Source organism: Micromonospora zhanjiangensis (assembly GCF_042650605.1).
Classification (GTDB): Bacteria; Actinomycetota; Actinomycetes; order Mycobacteriales; family Micromonosporaceae; genus Micromonospora_J; species Micromonospora_J zhanjiangensis.
The window spans coordinates 37,932-63,375 of record NZ_JBHSBN010000015.1 but is presented as its reverse complement, the minus strand read 5'-3'; the positions used below and the strand labels follow the sequence as shown (position 1 = coordinate 63,375).

At 72.5% G+C, this 25,444-nt stretch carries 15 protein-coding genes and 1 pseudogene; 11 read left to right on the top strand and 5 right to left on the bottom strand.

Features of this window, described 5'->3' with window-relative positions; all coding sequences use genetic code 11:
- Positions 1-105 precede the first annotated feature (105 nt).
- Positions 106-3,213, top strand: a complete 3,108-nt coding sequence (locus tag ACFOX0_RS20740) for a BTAD domain-containing putative transcriptional regulator (RefSeq protein WP_377548490.1) — start codon at positions 106-108, stop codon at positions 3,211-3,213.
- Here the strand turns inward: ACFOX0_RS20740 and ACFOX0_RS20735 are convergent.
- Both ACFOX0_RS20735 and ACFOX0_RS20730 read right to left on the bottom strand, forming a co-directional pair.
- Positions 3,168-3,935, bottom strand: a complete 768-nt coding sequence (locus tag ACFOX0_RS20735) for an ABC transporter permease (RefSeq protein ID WP_377548487.1) — start codon at positions 3,933-3,935, stop codon at positions 3,168-3,170. The two genes, ACFOX0_RS20740 and ACFOX0_RS20735, sit on opposite strands and share 46 nt — an antisense overlap.
- Positions 3,932-4,891 carry an ATP-binding cassette domain-containing protein gene (locus tag ACFOX0_RS20730; protein ID WP_377548485.1) on the bottom strand — a complete coding sequence of 320 codons (960 nt, stop codon included), beginning with the start codon at positions 4,889-4,891 and terminating at the stop codon, positions 3,932-3,934. Before ACFOX0_RS20730 ends, ACFOX0_RS20735 begins: the two co-directional genes overlap by 4 nt.
- 282 nt (positions 4,892-5,173) lie before the next feature.
- On the opposite strand from ACFOX0_RS20730, the gene ACFOX0_RS20725 reads away from it, so the two are divergent.
- From ACFOX0_RS20725 to vanX, 7 genes are all read left to right on the top strand, one after another.
- A complete protein-coding gene (locus ACFOX0_RS20725; RefSeq protein WP_377548482.1) occupies positions 5,174-5,428 on the top strand; it encodes a hypothetical protein in 255 nt (84 codons plus the stop codon).
- Positions 5,429-5,478: 50 nt separating this feature from the next.
- Positions 5,479-7,059 carry a sensor histidine kinase gene (locus tag ACFOX0_RS20720; protein WP_377548480.1) on the top strand — a complete coding sequence of 527 codons (1,581 nt, stop codon included), beginning with the start codon at positions 5,479-5,481 and terminating at the stop codon, positions 7,057-7,059.
- A 33-nt stretch (positions 7,060-7,092) separates the two neighbouring features.
- The gene (locus ACFOX0_RS20715; protein ID WP_377548477.1) at positions 7,093-7,761 is read left to right on the top strand and encodes a response regulator transcription factor; all 669 of its coding nucleotides are present in this window, start codon (positions 7,093-7,095) and stop codon (positions 7,759-7,761) included.
- Positions 7,762-7,959: 198 nt separating this feature from the next.
- Positions 7,960-8,934 carry a D-alanine--D-alanine ligase family protein gene (locus ACFOX0_RS20710; protein ID WP_377548475.1) on the top strand — a complete coding sequence of 325 codons (975 nt, stop codon included), beginning with the start codon at positions 7,960-7,962 and terminating at the stop codon, positions 8,932-8,934.
- 524 nt (positions 8,935-9,458) lie between these two features.
- Positions 9,459-10,406, top strand: coding sequence for a D-isomer specific 2-hydroxyacid dehydrogenase family protein (locus tag ACFOX0_RS20705; protein ID WP_377548472.1), 948 nt, complete (start codon positions 9,459-9,461; stop codon positions 10,404-10,406).
- Positions 10,399-11,439, top strand: coding sequence for a D-alanine--(R)-lactate ligase (vanA, locus tag ACFOX0_RS20700; protein ID WP_377548469.1), 1,041 nt, complete (start codon positions 10,399-10,401; stop codon positions 11,437-11,439). The genes ACFOX0_RS20705 and vanA overlap by 8 nt, the downstream gene beginning before the upstream one ends.
- On the top strand, positions 11,436-12,044 hold the full coding sequence (gene vanX, locus ACFOX0_RS20695; protein ID WP_377548466.1) for a D-Ala-D-Ala dipeptidase VanX: 609 nt from the start codon (positions 11,436-11,438) through the stop codon (positions 12,042-12,044). The genes vanA and vanX overlap by 4 nt, the downstream gene beginning before the upstream one ends.
- A 92-nt stretch (positions 12,045-12,136) precedes the next feature.
- On the opposite strand, the pseudogene ACFOX0_RS20690 reads toward vanX, so the two are convergent.
- The 3 genes and pseudogenes from ACFOX0_RS20690 to ACFOX0_RS20680 form a co-directional block, all read right to left on the bottom strand.
- A pseudogene (locus ACFOX0_RS20690) lies at positions 12,137-12,223 on the bottom strand (response regulator transcription factor); the annotation flags it as partial.
- Between the two features lie 21 nt (positions 12,224-12,244).
- Positions 12,245-13,375, bottom strand: coding sequence for a sensor histidine kinase (locus ACFOX0_RS20685; protein ID WP_377548463.1), 1,131 nt, complete (start codon positions 13,373-13,375; stop codon positions 12,245-12,247).
- Positions 13,368-14,063, bottom strand: a complete 696-nt coding sequence (locus ACFOX0_RS20680) for a response regulator transcription factor (RefSeq protein WP_377548461.1) — start codon at positions 14,061-14,063, stop codon at positions 13,368-13,370. The genes ACFOX0_RS20685 and ACFOX0_RS20680 overlap by 8 nt, the downstream gene beginning before the upstream one ends.
- A 181-nt stretch (positions 14,064-14,244) precedes the next feature.
- Here ACFOX0_RS20680 and ACFOX0_RS20675 point away from each other — a divergent pair, with 181 nt between their 5' ends.
- From ACFOX0_RS20675 to ACFOX0_RS20665, 3 genes are all read left to right on the top strand, one after another.
- Positions 14,245-15,288, top strand: coding sequence for a methyltransferase (locus tag ACFOX0_RS20675; protein ID WP_377548458.1), 1,044 nt, complete (start codon positions 14,245-14,247; stop codon positions 15,286-15,288).
- Positions 15,289-15,848: 560 nt separating this feature from the next.
- Positions 15,849-22,214: an amino acid adenylation domain-containing protein gene (locus ACFOX0_RS20670; protein WP_377548455.1), complete on the top strand. Its 6,366-nt coding sequence runs from the start codon at positions 15,849-15,851 to the stop codon at positions 22,212-22,214.
- Positions 22,211-25,417, top strand: a complete 3,207-nt coding sequence (locus ACFOX0_RS20665; RefSeq protein WP_377548452.1) for an amino acid adenylation domain-containing protein — start codon at positions 22,211-22,213, stop codon at positions 25,415-25,417. Before ACFOX0_RS20670 ends, ACFOX0_RS20665 begins: the two co-directional genes overlap by 4 nt.
- Positions 25,418-25,444 lie beyond the last annotated feature (27 nt).

Here is a 25,444-nt window from a genome sequence, read left to right as displayed (position 1 = left end):
GTCCCGCCACGCGGGGGAGGGGTCGTGGCGGGGCCGCCCCCGGGCGGTGGCAGCGACGGCTTCGCGGCCCGGGACGTGCCTGCCGGGGTGACTAGACTCCCGGGCGTGACCGTCGAGCTGGTCCTGCTGTCCCGGGTGGCCTTCCGCGGCCGGGAGATCACCGGCTCGGGACCCCGCGGCCTGCTGGCTCTGCTGGCCGAGGAGCCGCGCGCGGGCGCCAGCACCGGTCGGCTGATCGACGGGTTGTGGCCGGAGGACGCGCCGGAACACCCCACGAAGGCCCTGCAGCTCCTGGTGTCCCGGCTGCGGGCCCGGCTCGGCCCGGCCGTCATCGCCACCACGACCACCGGCTACCGGCTGGCGCTGGCGCCGGAGCAGGTGGACGCGTCGGCCGTGGTCATGTGCGCACGGGCGAGCGACCGGGCGGCCCGGACCGGTGACCACGCCGAGGCCCTCCGCCAGGCCGAGGCCGGCCTCGCCCTGTGTGACGGTGCCGCCGGCTGGGACGGCGGCGGCGACGATCCGTTGTCGGCGCTACGGGCGGCCCGGCTGCCGACCTGGCAGGCGCTGGCGCGGGACCGCGCGCTCGCCCTGTCCCGGCTGGACCGTCCCACCGAGGCGATCGGTCCACTGCGTCGGTTGGCCGCCGAGCAGCCACGTGACGAGGAGGTGCTGGCCGAACTGTTGCGCTGCGAGGCGGCGGTGCTGGGTCCGGCCACGGCGCTGGCCCGGTACGACGCGTACCGCCGCGAACTGCGCGACGAGTTGGGCAGCGACCCGGGTGCCGCGGTGCGCCAGATCCACCGGGAGTTGCTGGCCGGCGACCCGCCGGTGGTCCGGCGAGGACTGGCGGAGGAGCCCAACCGGATGCTCGGCCGGGACACGGAGATCGCCGCGGTCGCCGACCTGCTCCGTACGTCCCGGGTCGTCTCGGTCGTCGGACCCGGCGGCCTCGGCAAGACCCGGCTCGCGAATGCCGTCGCCCGCCGGGCGACGCAACGGATCGTGTACGTCGTGGGGCTGGTGGGCGTCACCACCGACGACGATGTCGCGGCCGAGGTCGCCTCGGCGCTGGGGGTGGGGGCGGCCGGGCTCGCCCCGGGCCTGCCACCGGGCCGGAACGACAGGGTGGCCGCGATCGCCGACGCGCTCGGACCCGGCCCCGCCCTGCTGGTGCTGGACAACTGCGAGCACGTGGTGCGCGGAGCCGCCGAGCTGGTCCGCGCCCTGGTGTCGGCGAGCCGGGAGCTGCGCGTGCTGACCACCAGTCGCGCTCCGCTGCGGATCTCCGCCGAGTCGGTGTTCCCGTTGCCGGGGCTCGACCTGCCGACGACGGTCGAGCTGTTCGGCCAGCGGGCGCGGGCGACCCGACCCGACGTGGGGCTGCCGCCGGCCGAGGTGGCGGAGCTCTGCGGCCGCCTCGACGGCCTGCCGCTCGCGGTTGAACTCGCCGCGGCCCGCGTCCGGGTGATGTCGGTGGCGGAGATCGCCCGGCGGCTGGAGGACCGGTTCGCCCTGCTGCGCGGCGGCCCGCGGGACGCGCCCGACCGGCACCGCACCCTGCACGCGGTGATCGACTGGAGCTGGCACCTGTTGGACCCCGACGGCCAAGCGGCGATGCGCGTGCTGTCGGTGTTCCCCGACGGCTTCACCGCCGAGGCGGCACGGTACGTGCTGGGCGCGGACGCCTTCCTCGAAGAACTGGTCGACCAGTCGTTGCTGCTGCTGACCGAGGGCCCGTCCGGCGCGCGGTTCCGGATGCTGGAGACGGTGCGCGAGTTCGCCGCCGCGCGCCGGGCGGAGGCCGGCGAGACCGGCTCGGCGGTCGACCGCCTCCTCGGCTGGGCCCGCGACGTCGCCGCGCGGTGTGTCGTGGGCAAGCTCGGCATCCCCGACGTCGAGGTGATCCGTGCCGAGCAGGACAACCTCGTGCAGGCGCTCCGGTACGGCCTGGACCGCCAAGACGGTGCGAGTGTGGTGGCGACGGCGGCGCTGCTCGGCGGCCTCTGGATCGTCGAGTCGAACGTCACCCGGCTGGCCACGCTGGTGCGGGACACCTGCTGGCTGCTGTCCCACTTCCGGCCCGGCCCCGAACTGGTCGAGGCCGCCCGGCTGGTGGCGGTCCTGGGCACGCTGTTCGGGTTCCTCATGCCGGAGCTCGGTCCGGGGCGTGCCCTGGTCGCCCTGCGGCGGCTGCCACCCGCGTCCCCGGACGACCCGGTCCGGGCCATCGACGTGGCGCTGCGCGTCCGCGACGCGGCCGAGCTGAACACCCTGGCCGACGACGACCGCCCGATGCTGGCCGCGATGGCCAACTACGTCATCAGCTACCGGTTGGAGCAGGCCAACGAGCCGGTGCGGGCGCTGGCCGTGGCCCGGCGGATGCTGGCCGGCCTGCCGGACGACATGCCGGTGATGGCCGCCCTGGCGCACAGCCGGGTCGGCGAGCTGTGCCTGTACGTCGAACCGGGCGACGCGGCGTTCCGGCACCTCGACGCGGCCTTGTCGATCACCCGACGGCTCGGCTGGCCGACCAGGAACCGCGGTCGGTGGGCGCTCGTGCAGGCCAACCTGATGCGCGGCGCGTACGACGAGGCCGAACGCGGGCTCGCGGAGATCGGCTACGGCCCCGGCGAGGACCCGGTCGACGTCGCGCGGTTCGAACTCGGCGCCCGGGCGCAGATCCGGCTGGGACGCGGCGACATCGACGGTGGTCTGCGCCTGTGGCGGCAGGCCGTCGCGGCGCGCCGGGCCGGGGGAGACGGCACCGAGTTCGGCGTGTGGCCCGGCGAGATCGAGGCCGTCGCGGTGCTCGTACACGCCCGCCACGGCCGGGTCGACCAGGTCCAGGAGACCGTCGACGCGCTGCCGGGCATGCTGTCGGCCGTCGCCCCGACGGCGACGCCGATGATGTTCCCGGTCTGCGGCACGCTCCTGCTCGCCCTGGCGGTGGCCGACCCCGGGCACCGTCCCGCCGCGTCGACCGCCCGGCTGGTCGCGCTCGCGGAATGCCTCGGCGTCCTGCGCGGCCTGCAGCCGGACCTGACCGGCGAGCGGATCACCGAACTCGGTCGGGGCGCCGACGGGCCGGCGTACGACGACGCGGTGTCGTCGTACGCCCGCCTCGACCAGGACGGCCTGCGGGCCGCGACGCTGGCCGCGCTCGATCAGGTCGCCGGGTCCCGGCGGAACAGCAGCCGCGCCCAGCCGTAGCCGGCCACGGCCAGTCCGGCGCACCAGGCGAGGGCCACCGCCCCGCCGTGCGGCACGGGTGTGCCGAGCAGCAGGGCGCGGATCGCGTCGATGACCGGCGTGAACGGCTCGTTGGCGGCGAACCAGCGCACCGCGCCCGACATCGATCCCGGCGGCACGAACGCGCTGCTGACGAACGGCAGCAGTTGGACCACGAACAGGAACGGCGTCGTACCCTCCGCCGACCTGGCGGCCAGCCCGACCGCCACCGCCAGCCAGGTCAGGGCCAGGGTGAGCAGGGCCAGCAGACCGGCCGCGCCGAGCCAGCCGGCGACGCCGGCGCCGGAGCGGAACCCCAGCAGTACGGCGACGGCCGTCACCAGCGCCGCGCTGACCAGGGTCCGTACGGTGGACACGAGCACGTGCCCGGTGAGCACCGAGGCGCGGGATATCGCCATCGTCCGGAACCGGGAGATGATGCCCGTCGTCACGTCCTGGTTGACGGCCATCGCCGTCTGGCTCGCCCCGTAGCCCACGGCCATCAGCAGGATGCCGGGCAGCAGGTAGTCGATGTAGTCCTTGCCCTGGGCGGCCGCGCCGAAGCCCGCCTTCAGCGCGTCACCGAAGATCCCGACGAACAGCAGCAGCATGAACACCGGCAGCGCGATGGTCATGATCAGCACGATCGGATTCCGCCGCGTGTGCCGGACGTTCCGCCGTACCATCGTGATCGCGTCGCTCATCGGACCGCCTCCTGCCGCGCCGTGGGGTGCCCGGTCAGGGCGAAGAACACGTCGTCGAGATCGGGCGTGTGCACCGACAGGTCCTCGACCTCGATCGCGGCCTGCTCCAGCCGGCCCAGCAACGCCTTCAGCGCGTGGACGCCGCCGTCGCCGGGCACCGCGAGGGTGAGCGCCTCGTCGTCGCGGGACGCGTCGGGGAAGACGACCGCGGCGGCGGCGAGGCCGGTCGCGTCGGCGAACCGCAGCCGGACGTGGCCGCCCGGCAGTCCCCGTTTCAGCTCCTGCGCGGTCCCGGCGGCGACCACCCGGCCCCGATCGAGTACGGCGATCCGGTCGGCGAGCTCGTCGGCCTCCGCCAGGTACTGCGTGGTGAGGAAGATCGTGACGCCGTCCGCCGTCAGGCTCCGGATGATCTCCCACATGATGCGCCGGCTGCGCGGGTCCAGCCCGGTGGTCGGCTCGTCGAGGAAGATCACCCGCGGGTCGCCGACCAGCGTCATCGCCAGGTCCAGCTTGCGACGCATGCCGCCGGAGTAGGTCGACGCCAGCTTCCCCGCCGCGTCGGTGAGGTCGAAGCGGTCGAGCAGGGCGGCGACCCGCCGTCGCCGCTGCGCGCGGTCGAGGTGGTGCAGGTCCGCCATCAGGACCAGGTTCTCCTCGCCGGTGAGCAGGTTGTCGACCGCCGAGAACTGTCCGGTCACGCCGATCGCGGCCCGTACCGCGTCGGCCTCGGTGACGACGTCGTGCCCGGCCACCCGGGCCTGGCCGCCGTCGAAGCCGATCAGGGTCGACAGGATCCGCACCGCGGTCGTCTTGCCGGCCCCGTTCGGGCCCAGCAGGGCGAACACGGTGCCGGTCCCGACCTCCAGGTCGAGCCCGTCGAGCACCGCCTTGTCCCCGAACGACTTACGTAGCCCGGTCGCCACGATCGCCGTCGACGATGGAACGCTGGCCATTGCCTTTCCTCCCCGTACCGTGGCCCCGTCGGCCACGTCCGGGGCAAGGATGCGGGCGACCGGTGTCACGCGGGCTTCACCCCGGTGTCCCCCGGCACCGGGCGGGCGTGAGGAGCGCCGCCGCAGCCGCCACCAGGCGCGCCGGGGGCTGCGCGCCCGCCTCGGTGAAGGCCGGCCGGCGCGTACGGCGGCGCGGGTCAACGAAAGTGGGACCCGACGGGAGTAGGTGTTCAGTCGTTCCGCAGACGCGGGGCAGCCTCGGGGTCCGGCATGCTTCGGGGCATGACATGGCAAGTGATAGTTCTCATCGGTGCCGTCGGAATCATCATGCTGATCGGCTCGGCGCTGCTGAACCGGCGTGCCCAGCGCCTCGCCGAGGGTCGGCCGGTCGACTGGGAGGCACTGCGGACGGACGTCGCGGCGGCGCTCGACCGGGACGACCTGGCGGGAGCCGTGAAGATCTACCGGCAGCGGACCAACGCGGGCCTTCTCGCGGCGGCCGACGCGGTGCAGCAGATCGACGGTGACCGTCGCTGAGTCGTCGGAGCTCGTTACGATCACTCACCTCGGCGGCCCGAGGAGGACGGATGGGTCTTGGCCGGCTGGCCCGGCTGCGGGAAGTCGTCCGGTCCGTGGGCGGCTGGCAGACGGCGTACGAGATCGGTCTGGCGCTGGTGGTGACCGCGGCGGTGACGATCCCGGCGGCCGCGGCCGAGGTGCACCCGCTCGCGCCGTGGGTGACCGCGGTGACCACGCCGGTGCTGTTGTTGCTGCGGCTGACCAACGCGCCGGCGGCCTACGTCGCCGCCGCGCTGGTCGGGCTCTGCACCGGCGGCGAGAGCAGCCTGCTGCTCGCGGTGCTGAGTGCGTCGTTCGCGTACCGGACCGCGCACTGGCGGTGGCTCGGTGCCGGGCTCGCGGTCGCCTGGATCTGCTTTCTGGGGTCCGAATGGTGGTGGGCGAGCCGGCCCGACCTGGAAACCGTCGTCCTGCTGTCGGCGTTCTTCGCGCTGGTCGCGCTGTTGCCGGCCGGGGTGGCCCGGCTGGTACGGCGGCAGCGCACGCTGCTCGCGGCCATGCACGGCCGCAACGAACAACTGCATCGCCAGCAGAGCGAGATCGCCCGGCAGGCGCAGACCCGCGAGCGTGCCCGGATCGCGCGGGACCTGCACGACTCGCTCGGCCACAAGCTGACGCTGATCTCGCTCTACTCCGGCATGCTGCGCGCCTCCGACGAGGATCCGGGCCGGACCGCGGAGCTGTTGGGCCGGACCTCGGCGGCGGCGATGACCGAGCTGCGGCAGATCCTCGGCATCCTCCGGCAGGACGACGAACAGCCCGCGGTGCGCCCACTCACCGGGTTGGACGAACTCGCCCGCGACGCGCGCGGATCCGGCGCGCGGGTCCGATTCACGCGGGAGGGACAGCCCCGGCCGCTGACCGCGCTGACCGAACACGCGGCCTACCGCGTCATCCAGGAGGGAGTGACCAACGCGCTCCGGCACGCGTCCGGCGGCGAGATCGTCATGTCCCTGCGGTACGAGCCGGACGCGCTGGTCGCCGCGGTGACCAACACCGCCGGGCGGCGCGTGGCGGGGCCGACGTCCGGGCAGGGGCTGCTCGGACTGGCCGAGCGGGTCCGGGTGGCGAGCGGCGTGCTGCACCACGGCCGTACGCCGGACGGTGGGTTCCGGTTGGCGGCGACGTTGCCGTACCCGGCCCGGGAGAGCCCGGAAGAACCGGCCGGAACCGAACCGGGGCCCCTGCCGCCACCGGCCGCCGAGGCCGACTTCGCGCACCTGGTGGACCGTGACCGTCGCCGGTCCCGGCTGATCCTGGTCGCCACCACGCTCGCCATCGGCGGCCTGCTGGCCCTGTGCGGGGCGGGAATGTGGCTCTCCACCACGTTCGTGACCGTCGACCGTGCCACCTACGACGCGGTCCGGATCGGACAGCCGGAGGCCGAGGTTCGCTCGCTGCTGCCCGACCAGGACGCCGGCACCGTCGGCGGAACCGGCGGCCGGCCGGTGCCGGACGCCACCTGCGTCGACTACCAGGCGTCCCCGCTGGAACAGCTCCGCGCGGAACCGGGCCAGGACTTGATCTACCGCCTCTGCTATCGCTCCGGCAGGCTGGTAGACAAGCAGGCGTTCCTGAACTCGCGGTGACGACCGCGCCGACGCGGCGAGGAATGGTAAGCCATGACCGACCCCATCCGGGTCCTGCTGGCCGACGACGACAGGCTGGTCCGTGCGGCGATCGACGCGATCCTGCGGTCGGCGGGCGACATCGAACTGGTGGGCCAGGCGGCCGACGGCGCGGAGGCGATCGATCTAGCCCTGCGGCACCGCCCCGACGTGGTCCTGCTGGACGTACGGATGCCGGTTGTCGACGGGCTGACCGCGCTGCGGGAGATCCGCCGGCTCGTCCCCGAGGTCAACGCCGTGGTGCTGACCACCTTCGGCGAGGACGAGTACGTCGCGCGGGCGCTGGCCGCCGGCGCGGCCGGCTTCCTGCTCAAGGATTCCGCCGTGGACGAGCTGCCGAACGCGGTCCGGGCCGCCGCGGCCGGTGCGGCGTTCCTGTCGCCGAGAATCACCCGGCAGGTGCTCGACCGGTTACCCGCCACGCCGGCCCCGCCGGCCGAGGACCTGGCCAGGATCGCCACGCTGAGCGACCGCGAGCGGGAGATCCTGGTGTTGCTGAGCCAAGGGCTGTCGAACGCGGAGATCGGCGCCCAACTGTTCATCACCGAGGGGACCGTGAAGACCCACGTGTACCGCGTCTTCACGAAGCTGGGCTGTGACAACCGGGTACGGGCGGCCATGCTGGCGCAACGCGCAGGTCTGCTCGACCCGTACCGGGCCTGATCCGTCCGCTTCCCCGGCCGGCTCGACCGGTCACGCCAGCATGGTCTGGCCCACGACATCGCCTCGGCCGGGCAGCCGGTGCCGGACGACGGCTGGAGCCGGTCGTTTCTCCGAGCCGGGTACAATGCTGCTGATCTGCGACCCGGTGATTCGATCACCCTGGGGCCCGGGAGCGCGCTGTCAATTCGGAGTGAACAGATGTCAGAGCTTGGCCGCGTACTCGTGATCGCCGGAGGGCTCTCCCCCGAGCGGAAGGTGTCCCTGCAGTCCGGGTGGCGGGTGTTCGACGCGCTGCGCGGGCTCGACGTGGACGTCGAGTTCGGCGATCTGGGTCCCGACACGATCAAGGCTCTGATCGCCGACCCGCCGGCGGTGGTGCTACCCGTCCTGCACGGCATCGCGGGTGAGGACGGCACCGTCCGGGAGGTCCTGGAACTGGTGGGCGTGCCGTACGTGGGGGCGTCCGCCGAGGCCTGCCGGTTGGCCTTCGACAAGCCGCTCGCGAAGGCGCTGGTGGCCCAGGCGGGTCTCGGTACGCCGGCATCCGTGACGCTGCCCCGGGAAGCCTTCCACGACCTGGGCGCCGCCCCATTGGTCTCGCTCATCCTCAAGCGGCTCGGACTGCCCCTGTTCGTCAAGCCGCGGGCCGGCGGATCCGCCTTCGGTGTCAGCCACGTCAACGACGCGGACCAGCTGCCGGCGGCGCTGATGGCCTGCTTCGCCTACCACGACACCGCACTCATCGAGCGGGCCGTGGTCGGCGTCGAGGTGGCGGTGGGCGTGGTCGACCTGGGGGACGGACCGGTCGCGATGCCGGCCGTCGAGATCGTCCCCCGGCGCGGCATCTACGACTACGCCGCCCACTACACCGCCGGGGCGACGGAGTTCTTCTGCCCGGCCCGCCTGAGTGACGAGGCGGCGGCGGCGGTCGCGCGGGCGGCACTCACCGCGCACAAGGCGCTGGGCCTGCGTGACCTGTCCCGGACCGATCTCATCGTCGACAAGGACGACCAGGTGTTCGTCCTGGAGACCGCCGTCGCCCCCGGGCTCACCGACACCTCGACCTTCGTCATGGGCCTCGCGGCCAAGGGCTACGCGTTCGACCGCGTCTGGCTGCAACTCGCCCGGCTCGCCGGGGCGAGGAACGGCGGGGCGCCCGCGCAGGGGTCGTGAGGCGGGCGGTACGCCGACGAACGCTACCGGCTGGTAGCAACCAGGGTGGCGGCCGGGCGCTGCCGGTCGGCCGATCCGTACGCCCGGTTCCGCGCCGGATGCCCGGTTCCGGGATCATCCATGGGCAACGGCTACGAATCGTCGGATGACGTTCCGTGATCGGGGCCGAGACGACGTGAGAGATGGTACGCCGCCCTCCGTATCGTCGGCGTATTCAAAGCGTGATACGCGCCGGCAACATCACGATTTGTTGACTGGGCAACCACGGCTACGCTGGCCACGCGGGCGTGTTCGACCGGCCGGACGGGGCCTACCTGGTCGTACGGGCACTGTCCTCCGAGGCGTGTCTCGCGGCCTCCTCCCGGCATGTATCGTCAGCATATGAAAAACCGCATACGTGCTGGCAACAGGACGTTGCCTTGACTGGGGGCATGGGTCACAGCGAACGAGTGCGAACAGCGGACTCCGGCGCCCGATCGCTGCCGTCGTCGTCCGCCCTGGTCGCTCCGGTAACCGGGATCACGATGTACGGCTGCGGCCAGGACGAGGCCGCCCTGTTCCGTGAGCTGGCGCCGCGCCTCGGCGTGCGGCCGACCATCATCGAGGACGCGGTGTCCGAGGCCAACGCCGAACACGCGGCCGGAAACCGGTGCATCAGTGTCGGCCACAAGACCCAGGTCACCAACGGCACGCTGCTGGCGCTCAGCCAGGTCGGGGTGGAGTACATCTCGACCCGGAGCATCGGCTACAACCACATCGACATGGCGTATGCGCAGAGCGTCGGCATCTCCGTCGGCAACGTCGCCTACTCGCCGGACAGCGTGGCCGACTACACGCTGATGCTGATGCTGATGGCCGTGCGCCAGATGAAGGCCACGATCCGCCGCACGGACGCCCATGACTACCGGCTGAGCGACGCGCGCGGGAAAGAGCTGCGCGACCTCACCGTCGGGGTGGTCGGGACGGGACGCATCGGCTCGGCGGTCATGGACCGGCTGCGGGGTTTCGGCGGTCCGGTACTGGCCTACGACACCTACCACGGCACCGCCGCCCGGTACGTCCCGCTCGACGAGTTGCTGCTGGAGAGCGACATCGTCACGCTCCACACCCCACTCACCGAGGAGACGTACCACCTGCTCAGCCGGCAACGCATCGCCCAGCTGCCGTACGGCGCGTTCGTGGTCAACACCGGGCGCGGTGCGCTCATCGACACCGAAGCGCTCGTCGAGGCGCTGGAGAGCGGCCGGCTGGGCGGCGCGGCGCTCGATGTCGTCGAGGGCGAGGAGGGCGTGTTCTACACCGACTGCCGGGACAAGCCGATCGCGAGCAAGGCGCTGTTACGGCTGCAGGAAATGCCGAACGTGCTCATCAGTCCGCACATGGCCTATTACACCGACCATGCGCTGCGTGACACCGTCGAGAACAGCCTCATCAACTGTGTCAATTTCGAAAGGGACAAGCAATATGGATAGGTTGAAGATCGGAATCATCTTCGGTGGAACGTCCGAAGAGCACCCCGTCTCCATCAAATCCGCGAATGAGGTGGCGAAGAGTCTCGACACCGAGAAGTACGAGCCGTACTGGATCGGGATCACGAAGGACGGCGCCTGGCGGCTCTGTGACGGCCCCGGCGCGGACTGGGAGATCGGTGACTCCCGCCCGGCCATCCTGTCGCCGGACCGGAGCGTGCACGGACTGCTCGTTCTGGAGCAGGGACAGTACCGGGAGATCCGCCTGGACGTGGTGCTGCCGGTGCTGCACGGCAAGCTCGGCGAGGACGGCGCGATGCAGGGTCTGTTCGAGCTGTCCGGCATCCCGTACGTCGGCTGTGACGTGCAGAGCTCCGCGATGTGCATGGACAAGTCGCTGGCCTACGCCGTGGTCGGGGGCGCGGGCATCCCGACCCCGAAGTTCTGGGTCGTGACGGCGGACGACACGCCCGATCCCGCGCAGCTCACCTACCCGGTCTTCGTGAAGCCGGCCCGCTCGGGGTCGTCCTTCGGCGTCACCAAGGTGACGAGCGGGGAGGAACTGGCGAGCGCGGTGGAGACCGCGCGACAGTTCGACTCGAAGGTGCTGATCGAAGAGGCCGTTGCCGGCAGCGAGATCGGCTGCGCCATCATGGGGAACGACCTGGACCTGGTCGCGGGCGAGGTCGACCGGGTCGCGCTGTCCCACGGCTTCTTCCGGATCCACCAGGAGAGCGAGCCCGAGCGCGGTTCGGAGAACTCCACGTTCATCGTCCCCGCCGACATCCCGGAGGAGTCCCGGGCGCTGGTCAAGGAGACGGCGAAGGCCATCTACCACGCCCTGGGCTGCCGCGGGCTCGCCCGGGTCGACATGTTCCTGCAGGAGGACGGGACGGTCGTCCTCAACGAGGTCAACACCCTGCCCGGACTGACCTCGTACAGCCGTTACCCGAGGATGATGGCGGCCGCCGGACTGCCGCTCTCCGAGGTGATCGACCGGGTCGTGTCGTACGCCCTGCCGGGTGATGTTCGATGAGGGACGGCTTCGCCTTCGTGGACGAACTCGTACCGGGAATACGTTGGGATGCCAAGTACGCCACCTGGGACAACTTCACCGGCAAGCCGGTGGACGGATATGCGGTGAACCGGATCGTCGGCACGAGGGAACTCTGCGCCGCCCTGGAGCGGGCCCAGGAGAAGGCGGCGGCCCTCGGCTTCGGCCTGCTGCTCTGGGACGGGTACCGGCCGCAACGCGCCGTGGACTGCTTCATGCGCTGGTCGGAGCAGGCGGAGGACGGCCGGAAGAAGGCGCGCCACTACCCGAACATCGACCGGCCCCAGATGTTCGAGCAGGGATATGTCGCCGCCAAGTCGGGCCACAGCCGCGGTAGCACCGTCGACCTGACGATCTACGACCTGGCGACCGGTGAACTCGTTCCGATGGGCGGCGACCACGACCTGATGGATCCGATCTCGCACCACGGAGCGAGTGGGGTCGCGCCGGAGGAAGCGAAGAACCGCGAGCACCTCTGCTCCATCATGGAGGGCTGCGGATTCAGCCGGTACGACTACGAGTGGTGGCACTACACGCTGAAGGACGAGCCCTACCCCGACACCTATTTCGACTTCCCCATCGAATGAACCTTTTTCAACCTCCCCTTGCGCTCCGGCGTCGGCCGAGGTCGAAGACGCGGCTTGCGCACCGCGCGGTTCAGGTTGAAAAGGTTCAATGATCGTAGGCCGGCGATCTCCCGCACCGGTGGCCTGCTGTGCGCCCGCTTGCGGTTCAGCGCCCTGAGCCGGAGGACGAGTTCGCGCAGGCCCCGGCCCGGCCCCGGCCGTCAGCCGTCAGCGGGTGCCGTGGCGGCGGGGAGTCGTACCGTGACGCGCAGGCCCCCGGCGGTCCGCGGGGCGAGGGTGAGCGTTCCGTCGTGGGCGTGCACGACGGCCTTGACGATTGCCAGACCGAGCCCGATACCGGCATTGTCGGCATGGATCCGTTCGGTGCCGCGCCGGAACGGCTCGGTGAGGCTCGAGGTCAACTGTGGCGTGAGCCGCTCCCCGGTGTTCTCGACCGTGAGCGTGACGTGTTCGGCGCGGGCACTTGTCGTGACCCGGACGAAGCCCCGTTCCGGCACGTTGTGGACGACCGCGTTCTGCAGGAGATTCATGGTCAGCTGCAGCAGGAGGGCGGGCGATCCGAGGGTGTGCGCCAGGTCACCGGCGGTTTCGACGGTGACGCCGTACTTCTCCGCGAGGGGCAGCAGCGTTTCGGTGGCCTCCTCCGCGACGAGGGACAGGTCGACGTGTTCCCGGGTGAAGGAACGCTGGTCGGCGCGGCTGAGCAGCAGCAGCGCCTCGGTGAGTGCGATCGCTCGGGTGTTGACGACGTGCAGACGCTCGACGAGTTCGCCGGTGACCCGGGTCGGATCCAGCCGGACCACGTCGAGCAGGGTCTGCGTGATCGACAGCGGGGTGCGCAGTTCGTGTGAGGCGTTGGCGGCGAACCTCTTCTGTTCGGTGACCTGTGCCTCGAGCCGGGCGAGCATGGAGTCGAAGGCGTCGGCCAGTTCGCGAAGCTCGTCGCTGCGGCCCGGCAGCCGGATCCGGTGGGACAGTGATCCCTCCGCGGCCAGCCGGGTCGCCTCCGTGATGCGGGTCAGCGGGGCGAGCATCCGGCTGGCCAGGATCCACCCGCCCAGCAGGCCGAACACCAGGATGAACGCCAACACCTCGGCGGCCCGCGGGGCGAACGCGCGGAGCAGGTCGTGCCGGCTGGGACCGGGCAGGACACCGATCGGACCGTCCGGGACGGCGGTGAGATCCGGTGGCGGCCGGTCCGGCGGATCGGGCACGTAGCGCAGGAGGAACACCCACACGACGGCGAGCAGCAGGGCGCCGGTGAGCATGAGGAAACCCGCGTAGCTGAGGGTGAGTCTGAGGCGAAGGCTCGGACCTGGCGCCCTATCCACGGTTTCCTCCCGTGCGCCCGCCGTCGGGCGCGGTGTCGATGCGGTAGCCGACGCCGGGCACGGTGGCGATGATCCAGGGTTCGCCGAGCCGTTTGCGCAGTGCCGAGACCGTGATGCGTACGGCGTTGGTGAACGGGTCGGCGTTCTCGTCCCACGCCAGTTCCAGGAGCCGCTCGGCGCTGACGACGCCGCCCTCGGCGGCGACGAGCACCTCCAGCACGGCGAACTGTTTCCTGGTCAGCGCGACGTACCGGCCGTCGCGGAAGACCTCGCGACGGAACGGGTCCAGCCGCAGACCCGCGATCTGCCGTACGGGTGGTCGGTTGTGGGCGCGTCGGCGGTCGAGCGCTCTCAGCCGCAGCACGAGTTCGCGCAGGTCGAACGGTTTGGTGAGGTAGTCGTCGGCGCCGAGTTCGAAGCCGGTGGCCTTGTCGTCGATCCGGTCGGCGGCGGTGAGCATCAGGATGGGCATGCCGCTGCCGGACGTGACGATGTGTCTGGCGACCTCGTCGCCCGACGGACCGGGAATGTCGCGGTCGACGACCGCGATGTCGTAGGGGTTGACGCTCAATAGCTCCAACGCGGTGTCGCCGTCACCGGCGATGTCGGCCGCGATCGCGTCCAGGCGTAGGCCGTCGCGAATGGCTTCCGCCAGATACGGCTCATCCTCGACAATCAAGACACGCACCGTCCGATGCTACGGCCGGTCGCGGTGTCGAGCGGTGTCGCCGTACGGGTGGCGCCGGACGCGTCCAAGCGTCAGAAACGCACGCTTGGACCGCCTCGTGGACATCGGCCCCGTTCAGCATGATGGAGATCGCTGGCCGCCCGTGACGGGGGCAGCGGACACCGAGGAAGGGACCCGGTCGATGAATGAGTTGAGGGAGTCCGACGACGTCTACCGTCGTTTCCAGCTGATCGTCAACGGCCCGGCGCTGTTCAACGCGGTGGTCACCGGCGTCGAGTTGGGGTTGTTCGACTTCCTCTCCGGCCGGGGCACGGCCACCGCGGCCGAACTCGTCGAGTTCACCGCGATGGAGCCGCACAAGCTGCGCGTGCTGTTGCTCGGACTGACCGCGTCCGGCCTGGTGGAGAAGACCGCCGACGGGTACGCCAACCACCCCGTCGCCGAACGCCTGCTCGCCGCCACCGGCCCGGAGAGCTGGCGGCACATCCTGCGCAGCTGGAAGACCCTGTACTACCCGGCCTTCTACCACATGACCGCGGCGCTGACCGCCGGCACGAACAGCGGCATCCAGGCGCACGAGGGCACCGAGCGGACGCTGTACGAGCGGCTGGCCCACGACGCGGACCTGGCCGAGATCTTCCACTCGGCCATGTCGGCCTTCACCCTGCAGACCATGCCCGGCCTGCTGACCCACCTCGACGTCGGGCAGACCCGACACCTGCTGGACGTCGGCGCCGGCGCCGGTACGAACTGCGCCCACCTGCTGAGCGCCCACGAGGACCTCACCGCCACGCTGCTCGACCTGCCGAACGTGATCGACATGGCCAAGACCCGGCTTCCGGCCGAGCTCACCGACCGGGTCGAGTTCTGCTCGGCCGACATGCTCAACGATCCGTTCCCGACCGGCGCCGACCACGTGCTGTTCAGCCACGTGCTGGACACCGTCTCGGCCGAGCAGGCGATGTCGCTGGTGACCAAGGCGTTCGACGTGCTGCCGTCGGGCGGAAAGATCTCGGTGTACGGCTTCAGCGCCGCCGACGACGAGCGGGGTGGCCCGTTGGCCGCCCGACTGTCGCTGTACCTGAACATCCTCGCCACCGGCCGCGGCATGGCGTGGCCGGTGGCGGAGATCGCCGGGTGGCTGCGGCAGGCCGGCTGCATCGCGGTCGAGGGCGTCGGCGATCTGCCGTACGAACACGCGATGGTCGTCGGCACCAAGCCCTGACCGCGCGGCCTCGCGTCCACGCTCTGACCGCGCGGCCTCGCGTCCACGCTCTGACCGCGCGGCCTCGCGTCCACGCCCGGTTCCGGCCGGGGCCCGACCCGGGCCGGCCGCCGGGTGGCGTGTCCGTGCGGCGTTCCGGGCCGGGAGTGGGTTCCGTCGTGCGCGCCCGGTCGCCGCTGCCACGGACCGGGCGGCACCGGCGGTAGCGGGTGGTCCAAGTGTCAGAAACGGTCGCTTGGACCCGCTCGTAGACATCGATCCGAATCAGCATGCTGGAGACCGGCGAGGCCGGTCGGATTCTCGTGGTCCGCCAAGGCGGGGGCGCGGGACGCACCGGTCGCCGGCCGGCGGCGGTCTCTCGCGCGAAAGCCGCGGCACAGCGGTTCCTCACGTCGAACGTCAGCGGATTGCGGCCCGGCGGCGAACCGGGCCCGGGCCGGGGATCCGGGGAACGGGCCGGGGTCTCGGGAACGGGCCGGGGATCCCGGGAACGGGCCGGGGGCCCGAGCAGCCGACCGGTGCAGCGGGCCGGTGCGGCACATGGTGAGCGAAGGGGGACGATGAATTCCGTAGCGCAGACCACAACGACGGTGCCCGATCTGCTCGCTCGGCAGGCGGACCGGACGCCCGACGCGGTGGCCGTGGTCGACGGGGATCGCGTCCTGACCTACCGGCAACTCGACGAGCTCGCGGGCCGGTTGTCCGGCCGGTTGACCGCGCGCGGCGTCCGGCGCGGCGACCGGGTCGCGGTCCTGCTGGACCGTTCGGCGGACCTGCTGGTGACGCTGCTCGCCGTGTGGAAGGCGGGAGCGGCGTACGTGCCGGTCGACGCCGCCTACCCCGCGCCGCGGGTGGCGTTCATGGTCGCCGACTCGGGGGCGTCCCTGGCGGTGTGTTCGGCCGCCACCCGCGACCGCGTACCGGCGGGGATCGAACCGGTCGTCGGTACGGACGGGGACACGCACGGCGGCCCGGTGGCCCCGGCGCGCCCCGGTGATCCGGCGTACGTCATGTACACCTCCGGTTCGACGGGCGTCCCGAAGGGTGTGGTGATTCCACATCGGAGCGTCGCGGAACTGGTGGGAAGTCCCGGCTGGGCGGTGGAACCCGGCGACGCGGTCCTCATGCACGCCCCGTACGCCTTCGACGCGTCCCTGTTCGAGATCTGGGTGCCGCTGGTGTCGGGGGCCCGGGTGGTGATCGCCGAGCCGGGTCCGGTGGATGCCCGGCGGTTGCGGGAGGCGGTCGCGGCCGGGGTGACGCGGGTGCATCTGACCGCGGGCAGCTTCCGTGCGGTGGCGGAGGAGTCCCCGGAGTCGTTCGCCGGGCTGCGGGAGGTGCTGACCGGCGGCGACGTGGTGCCCGCGTACGCGGTGGAGAAGGTGCGGGCGGCCTGCCCCCGCGCCCGGATCCGGCACCTGTACGGCCCGACCGAGACGACGTTGTGCGCGACCTGGCAGCTGATCGAGCCGGGTGACCCGGTGGGCCCGGTGTTGCCGATCGGCCGTCCGCTTCCCGGCCGCCGGGCCCAGGTGCTGGACGCGCGGCTGCGTCCCGTGGCGCCGGGCGCGGTCGGTGACCTGTACCTGTCCGGTGCCGGTCTGGCGGACGGCTATCTGGGCCGGCCGGAGCTGACGGCGGAACGGTTCGTGGCCGATCCGTCCGCGCCCGGGAGGAGGATGTACCGGACCGGGGACCTCGCCCGGTGGACCGCCGACGGCGAGCTGCTGTTCGCCGGCCGGGCCGACGACCAGGTGAAGATCCGCGGGTTCCGGATCGAGCCGGCCGAGGTCGAGGCCGCGTTGACCGCCCAGCCGGACGTGCACGAGGCCGTGGTGGTGGCGATCGACGGACGACTGATCGGCTACGTGGTGACGGAAGGGTGCGTGGACCCGGGCCTTCTCCGGGAGCGTCTCGGTGCGGTGCTGCCCGATCACCTGGTCCCGGCCGTGGTGGTCACGCTGGACGCGTTGCCGTTGACCGGCAACGGCAAGGTGGACCGGGCGGCGCTGCCCGCACCCGTCTTCGCCGCGAGAACCACGGGTCGGGCCCCCGGCAGCGAGGCGGAGCGGGTGCTGTGCGACCTGTTCGCCGACGTGCTGGACCCGGACCGGGTGGACGTGCCGGGCCCGAACCGGGTGGACGTCGACGCGGACTTCTTCGAGTTGGGTGGGGACTCCATCGCCGCGATGCGGCTGGCGGTGCGGGCGGCCAGGGCCGGGCTGCTGGTGACACCCAACCAGATCTTCACCGAACGGACTCCCGCGCGGCTGGCGGTCGCGGCCGGTACCGTACCGGCCGACGGATCCGTCGACCGTCCGCTGATCGTCCTCTCCGCGCAGGAGGAGGCGGAGCTGGCGGTCGCCGTACCCGACGCGACGGAGGTCTGGCCACCGGCACCGCTGCAGGAGGGGCTGCTCTTCCAGTCGACCCTCGACGACGAGGGCCCGGACATCTACCAGGCACAGTGGATCCTGGAGCTGAACGGACCGCTGGACGTGCCCCGGCTGCGGGCCGCGTGGGAGGCGGTCTTCGCCCGGCACGCCGCGCTGCGCGTGGGCTTCCACCGGCTCACCTCGGGACGGACGCTCCAGGTCGTCGCCGGGCGGGTCGTCCTGCCGTGGCGGGAGGTGGACCTGACCGGCGTCGACGACGTCGACGCGGCCGTGCGGGCCCTGACGGTACGGGAACAGCGGCAGCGGTTCGACCTCGCCGTGGCGCCACTGTTCCGGCTGGTGCTGGTCCGCTACGGCGAGGACCGGCACCGCCTGCTGGTCGTCCACCACCACATCCTGACCGACGGCTGGTCGGTGTCGGTGATTCTCAACGAGGTGGCCGAGACGTACGCGGCCGGGGGGCGGTCGCCGGACCACCCGCCCACGGCCTCCTACCGGGACTACCTGGCCTGGCTCGACCGGCAGGACCGGGACGCGGCGCGGGCGGCCTGGCGGGCGGCGTTGTCCGGCCTCGACGAGCCGTCGTCGATCGCGCGGACGAGCGCCGGTACGCGCTACGAGTACCGGGTCACCTACCTGACGCCGGAACTCCGTACCGGGCTGACGGAGCTGGCCCGTACCCACGGGTTGACGCTGAACACGGTGCTGCAGGGCGCGTGGGCGATGGTGCTGGCGCGACTGACCCGGCGGACCGACGTGGTGTTCGGGACGACGGTCGCCTGCCGCCCCGCGGAACTCGCGGGCGTGGAGGCGATCCCGGGCCTCATGATGAACACGGTGCCGGTCCGGGTCCCGCTGGACGGCGGGCAGTCGATCGTCGACATGCTCACCGACCTGCAGCGGCGCCAGGCGGACCTGATGCCGCACCAGCATCTGGGGCTGCCGGAGATCCAGCGGGCCGCCGGACCGGCGGCGACGTTCGACACGCTGCTGGTGTTCGAGAACTATCCGCGCGACTACGACGGCCGGTTCACCTACCTGGGCACGGTCGAGGGGACGCACTACCCGCTGACCATCGGCGTCCTCCCCGGGGACCGGCTCCGGATCCAACTCGTCTACCGGCCCGGGCAGGTCCGGGCGGCCGTCGCCGAATCCGTCCTCGACTGGTTCGTCGACGCCCTCGGTGCGGTGGCCGCCGACCCGTCGCGGTTGGTCGGCCGGACCGGTGCGGGTCGGGGCCGGGTGGGCGGCTCGGCCCCGGCGCTGGCGGTGGGGCGGTCGCTGCCCGCGTTGGTGCGACGGGTGGTGCGGGAACGGCCGGACGCCGTCGCGGTGGTGGACGGCGACGGTGACCTGTCCTACGGCGGACTGTGGGAGCGGGCGGCGGCGTTGGCGGCGGTGCTGCGGTCCCGCGGGGTCGACCGGGAGAGCCGGGTCGGAGTCGTGGTGGGGCGGTCGGCCTGGTCGGTGGTCGGCATGCTGGGAGTGTCGCTGGCCGGCGGTGCGTTCGTACCGGTGGATCCGGAGTATCCGGAGGAACGGGTGGCGTGGATCCTCGGGGACGCGGACCCGGTGGCGGTGGTCTGCGTGGCCAAGACCCGCGAGGCGGTGCCGGAGAGGTTCGCGGATCGGCTGGTCGTGGCCGGTGGGCCACCGACTCAGCGGCCAGCACCGGCCAATGATCCGGCCGGCGACCCGGACGGGACGCCGCCGCCGATCGGTCCGGACGACGCGGCGTACGTCATCTACACGTCGGGATCGACCGGCACCCCGAAGGGGGTGGTCGTCACGCACGCCGGACTGGGGAATCTGGCGGCGGCGCAGATCGACCGGTTCGCGGTGTCCCCGTCGTCCCGGGTGCTGCAGTTCGCGGCGCTCGGCTTCGACGCCGTGGTGTCGGAGACGTTGATGGCGCTGCTGTCGGGCGCCAGCCTGGTGATGGCGCCGCCGCAGGACATGCCGCCCCGGGTGTCGCTGGCCCGGTCGTTGCAGCGGTGGGACGTCACGCACGTGACCGTTCCGCCCTCGCTGCTGGCCACGGCCGACACGTTGCCGTCCGGGCTGGCGACGGTGGTGGTGGCGGGGGAGGCCTGTCCGCCGAGCTTGGTGGACCGCTGGTCGACCGGACGGCGACTGGTCAACGCCTACGGGCCGACCGAGGCCACGGTGTGCGCGGCGATGAGCATGCCGTTGACGGCGGGCCGGGACGTGGTCCCGATCGGGACGCCGATCGCGGGCGGCCGGTGTTACGTGCTGGACGCGTTCCTGCGACCGCTGGCCCCGGGCCTCACCGGCGAGCTGTACGTGGCCGGGATCGGGTTGGCCCGCGGCTACCTGGGCCGCGCGGCGTTGACGGCCGAGCGGTTCGTGGCCGACCCGTTCGTCCCGGGTGAGCGGATGTACCGGACCGGCGACCTGGCGTACTGGACGGACCGCGACGAGTTGGTGTTCGCCGGCCGGGCCGACGACCAGGTGAAGGTCCGGGGGTTCCGGGTGGAGCCCGGCGAGATCGAGTCCGCCCTGTCCGGCCACCCGGGGGTCGCCCACGCCGCGGTGACCGTCCGCGAGGACCGCCTGTTGGCCTACGTGACGCCGGCCGACGTCGACCCGCAGGCCGTACGGGACGACCTCGCCGCGCGGTTGCCCCAGCACCTGGTGCCGGCGGTGGTGGTGGCGTTGGAGGCGCTGCCGACCACTCCGAACGGGAAGGTCGACCGGGCCGCGTTGCCCGATCCCGACTTCGCGGCCGGGTCGACCGGCCGGGAGCCGCGCACCGAGACCGAGCGGGTGTTGTGCGATCTCTTCGCCCAGGTGCTCGGTCTGGACCGGGTCGGTGTCGACGACAACTTCTTCGAGGTGGGCGGGGACTCCATCTCGTCGATGCAGCTGGTGGCCCGGGCCCGGCGGGTCGGGCTCACCTTCGTCGCGCGGGACGTCTTCGAACTGCGGACGCCGGAGCGGCTCGCGCGATCGGTGGTGGCGGCACAGCCGCCGCGATCCGACCACCGCGCCCCGGCCGACGGCGTCGGTGAGGTGGCGTGGACGCCGGTGATGCGGCTGCTGGGTGACGGCGTCGTCGGGGCGGGGTTCGCGCAGTGGGTGGTGGCGGGTGCGCCGCCGGATCTGACGGTGCCGGTGCTGGCCGCGGGACTGGCGGCGGTGGTGGACACCCACGACATGCTGCGGGTGCGGCTGAGGCCGGGGCGGTTGACGGTGGCCGAGCGCGGCTCGGTGAACGTGGCCAGGCTGGTCGAGCGGGTCGAGGCCGGTGCCGACGACCCGGACGACGTCGCGGACCGTTGCGCCCGGCAGGCGGCCGCCGGGCTGGACCCGCACACCGGTGCGGTGGTCCGGCTGGTGTGGGTGGACGCGGGCCCCGAGCGGGTGGGCCGCGTCGTGCTGGTGGCGCACCACCTCGTGGTCGACGCGGTGTCCTGGCGCATCCTGCTGCCGGATCTGCAGGCGGCCTGCGAGGCCGTGGCCGCGAACGAGGAACCGGCGCTCGATCCGGTGGACGTCTCGTTCCGACGGTGGGCGGGCCTGCTGGGCGAGTGGGCGGTCGCCGCGGACCGGGTCGGGGAGCTGGCGGCGTGGACGAAGATCCTCCGCGGCGCCGAACCACGACTGGACGTCCGCGACCGTACGCGTGACGTCCGCGACCGTGCGGGTGACGCCCCCGACCGTGGCGGTGCGGCCGACCGGGTGGGTGAGGCCGTACCGGCGGTGGGACGGCGGTCGTGGACCCTGCCGCGGGACCGGGCGGGCGCGCTCGTGGAGCGGGTGACGTCGGCCTTCCACTGCGGGGTGCACGAGGTGCTGCTGGCTGGCTTGGCGGCGGCGGTGGCGCGGTGGCGGGGCGGGAACGTCGTGCTGGTCAATGTGGAGGGTCACGGCCGGCACCCGGTCGCGGGCATGGACCTGTCCCGGACGGTGGGCTGGTTCACCAGCGTGCACCCGGTGCGGTTGGACGTGGGCGGGATCGACCTGGCCGAGGTGCCCGGCGGTGGCCCGGCGGCCGGCGCGTTGATGAAGCTCGTGAAGGAGCAGTCCCGGGCGGTGCCGGGGGACGGGCTCGGCTACGGGTTGCTGCGCTTCCTCAACGGGGTGACGGCGCCGGTGTTGGCGGCGCTTCCGTCGCCGGCGATCGCGTTCAACTACATGGGCCGGTTCACCGGCGGCGAGCGCGGTGGCGTACGGGCGTGGCAGCCGGTCGGCGTCATCGGCGGTGCGATGGACCCGGAGCTGGGTTCGCCGCACGCGCTGGAGGTCAACGCGGTCGTCCGGGACACCCGCGACGGCCCCGAGGTGACCCTCACCCTGAGCTGGCCGGCGGACCTGTTCGACGAGGTCGAGATCGACCGGTTCGCCCGGACCTGGTCGGACATGTTGTCGGGACTGGCCCGCCAGGCCGACGACCCCTCGGCGGGCGGACACACCGCGTCCGACTTCGACCTTCTCGACCTGGACCAGGACGAGATCGAGAGCTTTGAGGCAATAGCAGCCGAGCTTGGTGGAGGCAAGACATCGTGAACACCCCGACGACATCCCCCGGATCGGCGCTCGCGGAGGTCTGGCCGCTGTCCCCGATGCAGCAGGGGATGCTCTACCACACCTCGCTCGACGAGCAGGCGCCCGACCTTCATCTCATCCAGCAGTCGCAGATCATCGACGGGCCGCTCGACCCGGTGTTGTTCCGCCGGTCCTGGGCGGCCCTGCTGGACCGGCACGCGGCGCTGCGCGCATGCTTCCACCGGCGCAAGTCCGGCGAGAGCGTCCAGCTCATTCCCCGGCGGGTCGAGCTGCCGTGGACCGAGTACGACCTGTCCGACCTGGCCGAGGACGCCGCGTGCGCCGAGGTGAGCGCGATCGCGGAGCGGGAGCGCGCCCGGAGATTCGACCTGACGAAGGCCCCGCTGCTGCGGTTGGCGCTGATCCGGCTCGGCCCGGAGCGGCACTGCCTCGTGACGACGAGCCACCACGTACTCACGGACGGCTGGTCGCAGCGCATCCTCGAATCCGATCTGCTCGCCATCTACCAGGCGGGCGGCGACGCCGGCGGGCTGAAGCCCGCCGGCTCCTACCGCGACTACCTGGCCTGGCTGGACGGGCAGGACAAGGAGGCCGCCCGGGCGGCCTGGCGGACCGAGTTGGCCGGCGCGGACGGATCCTCGCTGGGGACCCCCGAGGCCCCCGGGAAGGCTCCGGAACTGCCGGTACGGGCGGTGGTCCGCCATTCGCCGGAGTTCACGTCCGCCCTGGTCCGGTTCGCCCGTCGGCACGGCCTGACGATGAACACGTTGGTGCAGGGCGCCTGGGCGTTGGTGCTGGCCCGGCTGGCCCGGCGGACGGACGTGGTGTTCGGCGCCACGGTCGCCGGCCGACCGCCGGAACTGCCCGGCGTGGAGGAGTGCGCGGGACTGTTCATCAACACCGTGCCGGTGCGGGTACGGCTGGACGGCGGGCAGCCGGTGCTGCGGATGCTGACCGAGCTGCAGCAACGGCAGTCCGCGCTGATCTCGCATCACCACCTCGGGCTGCCGGAGATCCAGAAGCTGGGCGGGGCGAGTTTCGACACGATCCTGGTGTTCGAGAACTACGCCGGTCCGGCGGCGGACGCCCCGGGCGACCTCCGGCTGACACTGCGGGACTACCACCAGGCGTCGCCGTACGCGATCGCCCTGGGCGTCATGCCCGGTGAGAGCCTGCAGACCGAGGCGCAGTACCACCCGGCGCTGATCGACGCCCGGGTGGCCGAGGACGCGCTCCACGCGCTCACCCGGGTGCTGGAGCGGATCGTCGCGGAGCCGGCGGCCGTGGTGGGCCGCTTGGACGTGATCGGTGTGGCCGAGCGTGGGCTCACCGTCGAGCGGTGGAACCGTACCGGCGACCCGGTCGCCGCGTCGTCGGCGGTCGAACTGTTCGGCCGGCAGGTGGCGAAGGCGCCGGAGGCGACGGCGATCACGGCCGGGGACCGGTCCTGGTCGTTCGGCGAACTCGACGAGTGGTCCGGCCGGCTGGCACGGGTCCTGACGGACCGGGGCGTGCGGCGCGGCGACCGGGTCGCGGTGCTGCTGGAGCGGTCGGCCGAGGTGCTGGCGGCCTGGCTCGGGGTGTGGAAGGCCGGCGCCGCGTTCGTACCGGTCGACCCGGACTACCCGGCCGACCGGGTGGCGTTCATGCTGGCCGACTCGGCGGCCTCGGCGGTGCTGGGCCGGGCGCGGGCCGCGGGTGCGGTGCCGGCGGGGCACGCGTGGATCGCCGTGGAGGACGCCGACGCGGTCGAGGGCGACGTCCCGCCGGTCGCGGTCGGGCCGGACGACCTGGCGTACGTGATGTACACGTCCGGGTCGACCGGGACGCCGAAGGGCGTGGCGATCGCGCACGGTGGCGTGGCGGCGCTGGCGGGCGATCCGGGCTGGGAGATGGGCGCCGGTGACACGGTCCTGATGCACGCCCCGCACACCTTCGACGCCGCGCTGTACGACGTGTGGGTGCCGCTCCTGTCGGGTGCCCGGGTGCTGCTCGCCGAGCCGGGCGTCGTCGACGCGGAACGGCTCGTCGCCCATGTGGCGGACGGCCTCACCGCGGTGAACTTCACCGCCGGCCAGTTCCGGGCGCTGGCGCAGGAGTCGCCGGAGTCCTTCGCGGGGCTGCGCGCCGTGTCGACCGGCGGGGACGTGGTGCCGCTCGGCGCGCTGGAGCGGGTACGCCGGGCGTGTCCCCGGTTGCGGGTCTGGCACTCGTACGGTCCGACGGAGACGACGCTGTGCGCGACCTGGATGACGATCGAGCCCGGCGACCGGATCGGGCCGGTGCTGCCGATCGGCCGGCCGCTGCCGGGCCGGCGGTTGTACGTGCTGGACGTCTTCCTGCGTCCGTTGCCGCCGGGCGTCGCGGGGGATCTGTACATCGCGGGCGTCGGGTTGGCCCGTGGCTACCTGGGCAGCCCCGCGTTGACCGGCGAGCGGTTCGTCGCCGATCCGTTCGTCCGGGGCGAGCGGATGTACCGGACGGGAGACCTGGCGTACTGGACCGAGGACGGTGAGCTGGTGTTCGCCGGGCGGGCCGACAACCAGGTGAAGATCCGCGGCTATCGCGTGGAGCCGGGCGAGATCGAGACCGCGCTGGCGGAGCAGCCGGGCGTCGACCAGGCGGTGGTGCTGGCCCGGGACGGACGCCTGATCGGCTACGTGGTGTCCGACGCCGGTGGGGTGGATCCGGTCCGGCTGCGCGAGCAGGTGGCGAAGACGTTGCCCGACTACATGGTCCCCGCCGCGGTGCTGGTGCTGGACGCGCTGCCGGTGACGGTGAACGGCAAGGTGGACCGGGAGGCGTTGCCGGATCCCGACTTCAGCGGGCGGACGACCGGCCGGGCGCCGGTCACGGCCGCCGAGCGGTCGTTGTGCGGCCTCTTCGCGGAGGTGCTCGGCCTGGACCGGGTCGGCGCGGACGACAGCTTCTTCGAGCTGGGCGGGGACTCGATCACCTCGATGCAACTCGCCGCGCGGGCCCGCCGTGACGGGCTGGCCATCGGCGCGCGGGAGGTGTTCCAGCACCGGACGCCGGCCGGGCTCGCGGCGATCGTCGAGCCGGGCAACACACCGACGAGCGGTCCGGCCGACGGTGCGGGCGAGGCGCCGCCGGTGCCGGTGCCGGTGCCGCGGTTCGGCCTCGTGGACCTGGACCAGGACGAGATCGGGGAACTCGAGGCCGAGTTCGACGACGACCTGTGAACCGCCTTTCCCAAGCCTTTCTCTGAT

Bases quoted from the DNA above. Each gene is read 5' to 3' on its own strand.
- ACFOX0_RS20735 (WP_377548487.1), bottom strand. From the start codon at position 3,935: ATGAGCGACGCGATCACGATGGTACGGCGGAACGTCCGGCACACGCGG.
- ACFOX0_RS20730 (WP_377548485.1), bottom strand. From the start codon at position 4,891: ATGGCCAGCGTTCCATCGTCGACGGCGATCGTGGCGACCGGGCTACGT.
- ACFOX0_RS20725 (WP_377548482.1), top strand. From the start codon at position 5,174: ATGACATGGCAAGTGATAGTTCTCATCGGTGCCGTCGGAATCATCATG.
- ACFOX0_RS20720 (WP_377548480.1), top strand. From the start codon at position 5,479: ATGGGTCTTGGCCGGCTGGCCCGGCTGCGGGAAGTCGTCCGGTCCGTG.
- ACFOX0_RS20715 (WP_377548477.1), top strand. From the start codon at position 7,093: ATGACCGACCCCATCCGGGTCCTGCTGGCCGACGACGACAGGCTGGTC.
- ACFOX0_RS20710 (WP_377548475.1), top strand. From the start codon at position 7,960: ATGTCAGAGCTTGGCCGCGTACTCGTGATCGCCGGAGGGCTCTCCCCC.
- ACFOX0_RS20705 (WP_377548472.1), top strand. From the start codon at position 9,459: ATGTACGGCTGCGGCCAGGACGAGGCCGCCCTGTTCCGTGAGCTGGCG.
- vanA (WP_377548469.1), top strand. From the start codon at position 10,399: ATGGATAGGTTGAAGATCGGAATCATCTTCGGTGGAACGTCCGAAGAG.
- vanX (WP_377548466.1), top strand. From the start codon at position 11,436: ATGAGGGACGGCTTCGCCTTCGTGGACGAACTCGTACCGGGAATACGT.
- ACFOX0_RS20675 (WP_377548458.1), top strand. From the start codon at position 14,245: ATGAATGAGTTGAGGGAGTCCGACGACGTCTACCGTCGTTTCCAGCTG.
- ACFOX0_RS20670 (WP_377548455.1), top strand. From the start codon at position 15,849: ATGAATTCCGTAGCGCAGACCACAACGACGGTGCCCGATCTGCTCGCT.